This window comes from Mariniflexile fucanivorans, from assembly GCF_004341235.1.
Lineage (GTDB): Bacteria > Bacteroidota > Bacteroidia > Flavobacteriales > Flavobacteriaceae > Mariniflexile > Mariniflexile fucanivorans.
The window spans coordinates 20,889-29,225 of record NZ_SLUP01000014.1 but is presented as its reverse complement, the minus strand read 5'-3'; the positions used below and the strand labels follow the sequence as shown (position 1 = coordinate 29,225).

General features: G+C 35.2%; 5 protein-coding genes. All 5 read left to right on the top strand.

Annotation, left to right across the window (positions count from 1 at the left end; translation table 11 throughout):
- Positions 1-37 precede the first annotated feature (37 nt).
- Positions 38-1,522 (top strand): xylulokinase, encoded by a 1,485-nt coding sequence (locus EV196_RS19410; RefSeq protein ID WP_132219447.1) that lies wholly within the window; start codon positions 38-40, stop codon positions 1,520-1,522.
- A 139-nt stretch (positions 1,523-1,661) separates the two neighbouring features.
- Positions 1,662-2,978, top strand: a complete 1,317-nt coding sequence (gene xylA, locus EV196_RS19405; RefSeq protein WP_132219446.1) for a xylose isomerase — start codon at positions 1,662-1,664, stop codon at positions 2,976-2,978.
- A 22-nt stretch (positions 2,979-3,000) separates the two neighbouring features.
- Positions 3,001-5,037 carry a transketolase family protein gene (locus EV196_RS19400; RefSeq protein WP_132219445.1) on the top strand — a complete coding sequence of 679 codons (2,037 nt, stop codon included), beginning with the start codon at positions 3,001-3,003 and terminating at the stop codon, positions 5,035-5,037.
- A gap of 11 nt (positions 5,038-5,048) precedes the next feature.
- Positions 5,049-5,702, top strand: coding sequence for a fructose-6-phosphate aldolase (gene fsa / locus EV196_RS19395; protein ID WP_132219444.1), 654 nt, complete (start codon positions 5,049-5,051; stop codon positions 5,700-5,702).
- Between the two features lie 151 nt (positions 5,703-5,853).
- On the top strand, positions 5,854-8,337 hold a 2,484-nt coding region (locus tag EV196_RS19995; protein WP_165876213.1), incomplete at its 3' end, for a DUF5060 domain-containing protein.

Sequence of the window (8,337 nt, the reverse complement as noted above, 5' to 3'; positions counted from 1 at the left end):
TAAAGAAGTAAAAATTATTAATTAAATCATAAAACTTGTGTATTACTTAGGATTAGACATAGGGAGTTCATCAATTAAAGCGGCATTAGTAGAAATTGAAACAGGAAAGAGTTTAGGTGTTGTACAAGAACCAAAGGAAGAAATGGGCATGTATGCTCAAAAAAATGGATGGGCAGAACAAAAACCAAATGATTGGTGGAAACATATTTGTAACGCTATTACAAGCTTAAAAAAACAGTATAATATAAGTAGAACACAAATTAAAGGCATTGGCATATCGTACCAAATGCACGGTCTTGTTTTGGTTGATAAAAAAGGCGATCTATTAAGAAAAAGTATTATTTGGTGTGATAGTAGAGCCGTGGAAATTGGTAATACAGCTTTTAACGCCATCGGAAATGATAAATGCGCCTCACAACTTTTAAATTCTCCTGCAAATTTTACGGCATCAAAATTAAAGTGGGTAAAAGAAAATGAGCCTGATATTTATAATCAGATTTATAAGTTTATGTTACCAGGAGATTATATCGCTTACAAATTTTCAAACACTATAAACACAACTATTTCAGGATTATCAGAAGGGATCTTCTGGGATTTTAAAAATGATTCACTCGCCGATTTTCTTTTAGAACATTATGGTATAGACGAAGCCCTGGTTCCCGACATTGTCGAAACATTCGGCGTGCAATCTTTAGTCGATAAAAAAGGTGAAGCCGAAAGTGGTATTGCAGCTGGAACACCTATTTACTATAGAGCCGGAGATCAACCAAATAACGCATTGTCCTTAAATGTGTTTAATCCCGGAGAAGTAGCTGCAACAGGCGGAACCTCTGGAGTTGTATATGCTGTTACAGATAGTTTGTCAGCCAAAGAGAGTTCTCGAGTAAACAATTTTGCACATGTAAATTACAAGAAAGGAGATGCCCCAAGAATTGGTAAGTTATTATGTATAAATGGAGCAGGTATTCAATACCGTTGGCTTTTAAATAATTTAGCAGTAAGCTCTTATGAAGAGATGAACAATTTGGCTTCAGAAATTGCAGTTGGTTCAGATGGCGTTTGTTTAATTCCGTTCGGAAACGGCGCAGAACGTATGCTAAATAATAAAGAAATAGGCACGCGCATGGTCAATATAAATTTAAACAACCATCATAAAGGGCACATGTGTAGAGCAGCGCTAGAAGGTATCGCATTTTCATTCGTTTATGGCATGGAAATCCTAAAGTCCGATGGTATAAAAGCAAGCGTTATTCGCGCCGGAAACGATAATTTATTCCGCTCAGAGATTTTTGCGAACACAGTAGCTACTTTAATTGAGCAAGAAATAGAAATATATAATACTACGGGAGCAATTGGTGCAGCAAGAGCGGCAAGCCTACATATAGGAGATTTTGAGGCTTTTGGAAAAACAATTATGGATAATGATCATGTTATGACATTCATGCCCTTTAAGGACAAGCAGCCCTATATAGAAGCATATAAAAACTGGAAAAAAGAATTAGAGCTCATTTTAAAAAAATAGTATTTGGGCGTTACGCCTCCTAAGGTCGGCGTCGGGCTATCCGTTGCAAGTCCTCGGTCGTGCCTCCCTGTGGGCTTTCCACTACTATCCTTAACGCAATGCAGAACTAAAACAAATAAACGAATAAACAAATTTCAAAATGGCAACTAAAGAATACTTTAAAGGAATAGACAAAATTAAATTTGAAGGAAAGGAATCAAATAATCCATTAGCATTTAAATACTACAACCCAGACCAAGTAGTAGCAGGAAAAACAATGCGTGAGCATTTTAAGTTTTCTATTGCCTACTGGCATACTTTCTGCGGACAAGGTTCAGATCCATTCGGACCAGGAACTCAAAACTTCCCTTGGGACAAATCATCAGATCCAATTCAAGCAGCCAAAGATAAAGCAGATGCAGCTTTTGAATTCATTTCAAAAATGGGATTTGATTATTTCTGTTTTCATGATTTCGATTTAATTCAAGAAGGTGCAACCTTTGCTGAATCAGAACAAAGATTGGCAACAATTACTGATTATATTAAAGGTAAGCAAGCAGAAAGTGGCGCTAAACTATTGTGGGGAACAGCAAACTGCTTTTCAAATCCACGTTACATGAATGGTGCTTCTACCAATCCAGATTTTGATGTGGTTGCTAGAGCAGGCGGACAAATTAAATTGGCCATAGACGCTACTATAAAATTAGGTGGCGAAAATTATGTGTTCTGGGGCGGTCGTGAAGGCTATATGTCGTTATTAAACACTGATATGGGACGCGAGTTAGACCACATGGGGCAGTTTTTAGCCATGTGTAGAGATTACGCAAGAGCACAAGGATTTAAAGGAAACTTCTTCATAGAACCAAAACCAATGGAGCCATCAAAACACCAGTACGATTTTGATACAGCTACAGCAATAGGTTTCTTAAAAGAATACGGACTAGATAAAGATTTCAAAATAAATATTGAAGTAAACCATGCTACGTTAGCGCAACATACATTCCAACATGAAATTGAAACAGCTGCAAAAGCAGGTATGTTAGGAAGCCTAGATGCCAATAGAGGCGATTACCAAAACGGATGGGATACCGATCAATTTCCAAATAACATTCAAGAAACCACAGAGGCGATGTTGGTATTCTTAAAATCAGGAGGCTTACAAGGCGGAGGTGTAAATTTTGATGCTAAAATTAGAAGAAACTCAACCGATATGGACGATGTATTCCATGCACATATTGGAGGTGCAGATACATTTGCACGCGCTTTATTAATTGCAGATAAAATCATCACATCTTCACCTTATGATAAACTGAGAAAAGAACGCTATAGCTCATTCGATTCAGGAAAAGGAAAAGATTTCGAAAACGGAAAATTAGGTTTACAAGACTTATATAAGTTAGCTAAAGAAAATGGTGAACTAAAATTACAAAGTGGTAAACAAGAGTTGTTTGAGAACATTATTAATCAGTATATATAGTGCAATTTTCAATTTATAAAAAATGAACAAACAAATAGACCAACAATCGGCAGATAATATTAGAGCCTTAGCAGTAGCAATGGTGGAAAAAGCAAATTCTGGTCACCCAGGAGGACCTATGGGAGGCGCCGATTTCATGCATATCTTATATTCAGAGTTTTTTAATTACGATCCTTCGGATATGACTTGGGCATTTAGAGATCGTTTCTTTATGGACGCAGGGCATTTATCTACTCTATTGTATGCGCAATATTATCTTTTAGAGAAATATGCTAAAGAGGATGTTTCTAACTTCAGACAATGGGGTTCCATCACACCAGGTCATCCAGAAGTTGATGTAGCTAGAGGCATTGAAAACACATCAGGACCACTAGGACAAGGTCATACTATGGGTGTTGGAGCTGCAATTGCTGCTAAGTTTTTACAAGCACGATTTGGAGATTGGATGAATCATAAAATATATGGTTTTATTTCAGATGGAGGTGTTCAAGAAGAGATTTCACAAGGTGCAGGAAGGATTGCAGGTCATTTAGGATTAAGTAATTTTATCATGTTTTATGATTCTAATGATATCCAATTGTCTACTTCTACAGATGAAGTAACTAGTGAAGATACTGCCATGAAGTACGAAGCATGGGGTTGGAAAGTGGTTACTATTGATGCACATAACCATGATGAAATTAGAAAAGCATTAACCAATGCCAATAATGAAACTGAAAAACCAACCCTTATAATTGGTAAAACCATTATGGGAAAAGGTTGTGTGGCTGCAGACGGCAGCATGTTTGAAGGACACTGCGAATTACATGGTCAACCAATAGGAGGTACAGGAGCAGATTATACAAAAACGTTATTGAATTTAGGAGCTGACCCAGAAAAACCCTTTGATATTTTTGATGACGTACAAGATTTCTATAAAAATTTAATAAAAGTAAAAACATCAAAAGCTGCTGAAAAGAAAGCTGAAATTAATGCTTGGAGAAGTGCAAACGAAGTACTAGCAAAGAAATTAGACTTTTTCTTATCTGGAGAATTACCAGAATTAGATTTTTCTTCTATAGCTCACAAAGCAGGATTAGCATCAAGAGCAGCGTCTTCAGGAGTACTCGGTTATCTAGCTGAACATGTAGAAAATATGATTGTGTCTTCTGCAGATTTATCAAATAGCGATAAAACTGATGGGTTCTTAAAAAAAACACATGCGCTGAAAAAAGGAGATTTTAGTGGTTCGTTTTTACAAGCTGGGGTTGCAGAATTAACTATGGCGTGTATCGCTAATGGTATTGCATTACACGGTGGCATTATTCCAGTAGTAGCAACGTTCTTTGTGTTTTCAGACTATATGAAACCAGCAATTCGGTTAAGTGGTATTCAAGAATTGGGAGTAAAATACGTTTGGACACATGATGCCTTTAGAGTTGGGGAAGATGGACCAACACACCAGCCCGTTGAACAAGAAGCGCAGCTTAGATTATTGGAAAAATTGAAAAACCATAGTGGTAAACCAAGTTTCTTAGCATTACGTCCTGCAGATTCTGCAGAAACAAGTGTGGCTTGGAAAATGGCTTTAGAGAATAAGAATACACCAACAGGTTTAATCTTATCAAGACAAGGTATTAAAGATCTTCCATCAAATGGAGTATCAAGATATAGTGATGCTTTAGCTGCTGAAAAAGGAGGGTACTTAGTAAAAGAAGTTGAAAATCCAGATGTAGTTTTAATCGCAAATGGGTCAGAAGTAGCAACCTTAGTAGTGGCAGCTGAAATATTAGAATCTGAAAACGGATTGAAAGTAAGTATTGCTTCCGTAATTTCAGAAGGCCTTTTCAGATTACAACCCAAATCGTATCAAGAAAGTGTGATTCCTAAAAACAAACCATTATTTGGTTTAACAGCTGGTTTACCGGTAAACTTAGAAGGGCTTGTAGGCGATAACGGTAAAGTGTTCGGATTAGATCATTTTGGTTATTCTGCACCAGCAACAGTACTAGATGAAAAGTTTGGTTTTACTGGAGAAAAAGTAAGTAAACAAGTATTAGAATATTTAAAAACAATATAAAAACATAAATTATGAAATTTTTTATAGATACAGCAAACCTTGATGAAATTGCAGAAGCACAAGCTTTAGGGGTTTTGGATGGCGTGACAACAAATCCGTCGTTAATGGCAAAAGAAGGAATTACAGGATCCGATAATATTTTAGCACATTATAAAAGGATATGTGAGATTGTAGAAGGCGATGTAAGCGCAGAAGTAATTTCAACAGATTTTGAAGGTATGGTAAAGGAAGGTGAGGCTTTAGCAGCTTTACACCCTCAAATTGTAGTGAAATTACCAATGATAGCGGACGGTGTAAAGGCTTGTAAATATTTTTCAGATAAAGGTATTAAAACCAATGTTACATTGATATTTTCATCTGGACAAGCCTTATTAGCAGCCAAAGCAGGTGCTACATACATGTCTCCATTTTTAGGACGTTTAGATGATATTTCTACAGATGGATTGCAACTTATTGCGGAGATTAGACAGATTTACGATAATTACGGTTTTGAAACACAAATTTTATCAGCTTCTGTGCGTAATACCATGCATGTTATTAACTGTGCAAAAATTGGTTCAGATGTAATGACAGGACCTTTGTCTTCTATTACAGGATTATTAAAGCACCCGTTAACAGTTAGCGGATTAGCTAAATTTTTAGAAGATTATAAAAAAGGGAATTAAAAGATAGAAGGCCTAATTTATTAGTAGAATAGATACGTAAATGACTTTAAATCTCTGTGAGTTAAAATTCTCGGAGATTTTATGTTTATTGGACGATTATTTTTTACTAATTTATCAAAGTATAGATTTAATTTTTGTAACGATAATAACTATGAACAATCAAAACCTTTCCGGAAATAAAATTACATATATATATATAATTGTATTCTTATTTATGGCCCAAGTTAATTTTTCTCAAAACTCAAATTCAAAAGTTGAAGGAGAACTAAAAACATGGCATAAAATAACAATAAGTTTTGAAGGGAAAGAATTAAATGAAAGTGATGAGAATAATCCATTTTTAAACTATAGACTTAATGTTACTTTTAAGAATAAGAATAAATCTTATACCATACCAGGCTTTTATGCCACAGATGGTAACGCTTCAGAAACAAGTGCCAAAGGAGGAAAAGTTTGGCAAGTAAGGTTTGCTCCAGATGAAATTGGTTTGTGGACTTATAAAGTATCTTTTAAAAAAGGAAAAAACATAGCTGTAAATGATGACCCTAATGAAGGCGTTGCTATAGATTTTGATGGAGAAACTGGAAGTTTTATAGTTGAAAAATCAGATGACAAAGGGTCGGTTTTTCAAAGTAAAGGGAGATTGAAATATATAGGAAAGCGCTATTTACAATATTCAGGTTCAAAAGAATTTTTTCTCAAAGGAGGAGCAGATAGTCCAGAAAATTTTCTTGGTTATTATGAATTTGATCAAACACCAGGGTCTCATAAATATGAACCGCATGCCAAAGATTGGAAACAAAGTGACCCTACTTGGCAAAACGGAAAGGGGAAAAATATAATTGGAGCTTTAAACTATTTAGCATCAAAAGGAATGAACTCTGTTTATTTCCTTACCATGAATGTTCAAGGAGATGGAAAAGATGTTTGGCCTTGGATTGATGAAAATGAACGCTACCGCTTTGATTGCAGTAAGCTAGATCAATGGGAAATTGTTTTTGATCACATGGATGATTTAGGTTTAATGCTACATATTGTAACTCAAGAAACCGAAAACGAATTGTTACTGGATATTGGTGAATTAGGTATTCAAAGAAAACTCTATTATAGAGAGCTAATTGCAAGATTTGCACATCATTTAGGAGTAACATGGAATTTAGGGGAAGAAAACGGTCCTGTACATTGGTCTCCCAAAGGCCAAAATGATGCTGATAGAAAGGCCATGGCTAAATATATAAAAGAGAATGATCCTTATAAAAATTTGGTTGTGCTACATACACATGCTGTACCAGAAGAACAAGACTTGTATTTAGAACCCATGTTAGGTGACCAATATTTAGATGGGCCATCATTACAAACTCATAGTCCAGATTTAATCCATTCAATAACCAATAAATGGATAACTAAATCTCAAAAAGCAAACAAAAATTGGGTTGTAAATCAAGATGAAATTGGACCAGCAGACGCTGGAGCAAAACCAGATGTGGATGACCCTAATCATGACGATATAAGGCATAAAGTACTTTGGGGTAATTTAATGGCAGGAGGTGCAGGTGTAGAATGGTATTTTGGGTATAAGTTTGCGCATAATGATTTGAATTGTGAAGATTGGCGCTCAAGAGATATACTTTGGGAACAAACCAAATATGCATTAGATTTTTTTAATGAATATTTACCTTTTTATGACATGCAATCTGCAGACGGATTAACAGATAATGAAGAAGATTATGTTTTTGCTAAAAATGATGAAATCTATGCTATTTACTTGCCAAAAGTTAAAGAAACTAAGATTAATTTATTCGGTTCTAAAAATACATTCTCGGTTAGATGGTATAACCCAAGACTAGGAGGTAAGTTAGAAAATGGCACAATTAAAACTATAAATGGAGGAGCGTTAAATACCTTTATTGGTTTTCCACCTAATAAAGAAAAAGATTGGGTGGCTTTAATAAAAGTGAGTAAAAAGAACAATAAACGTTCTGCAAATTTGAAAGCGGAAGTAATAACCCTTGATGCTTTAGCTGATTTTGAAATTGATAAATCAGATCATAGCATTCCATATTATAGAGATGAGCTTAATGGTGTTTTAGGAATAGATGCCACTAATGAAAACTATCGTAATAAATTTGCTGTTGCCACAACCAAATTTCGAAACCCATCTGGGTTATTTAAGATGTCATTTGTCACAATGGCTGAAAATGACGGAGAATCTGAATATGTCATTTTAAAAAATGGAACAGCCATTGATTCCATTGTAAATCCCGAAGTAAGTGAACCATTTCGAAGCATTCGTCATGAGCTTGGTACATTTTATTTAACTGAAAACGATATTATTCAAATAGCATCAAAAGCAGTAACCAATGGTAAAATACTCGAAAATAATGAAACAGCTTGGTCTAGAGGTCGTTGGAATGCACTTATTTTAATTCCGGAAGGACTTTCAATTAAAGAACAACTAAAAGAGGTTGAGCCTTTTGAAGAAAAAGAAGGTTTTTTAGAAGTTGAAGCTGAAGCATATCAATACAGTTCCAACAACGGTACTAAGCGAAGTTGGTATATAAGATCAGACACTCACAAGGTGCCGTTTTATGATGATAATCTTACTAACCATAGTGATAAGGCAAGTGGTAACTTC

Coding starts and splice junctions, on each gene's coding strand:
- fsa (WP_132219444.1), top strand. CDS start 5,049: ATGAAATTTTTTATAGATACAGCAAACCTTGATGAAATTGCAGAAGCA.
- xylA (WP_132219446.1), top strand. CDS start 1,662: ATGGCAACTAAAGAATACTTTAAAGGAATAGACAAAATTAAATTTGAA.
- EV196_RS19400 (WP_132219445.1), top strand. CDS start 3,001: ATGAACAAACAAATAGACCAACAATCGGCAGATAATATTAGAGCCTTA.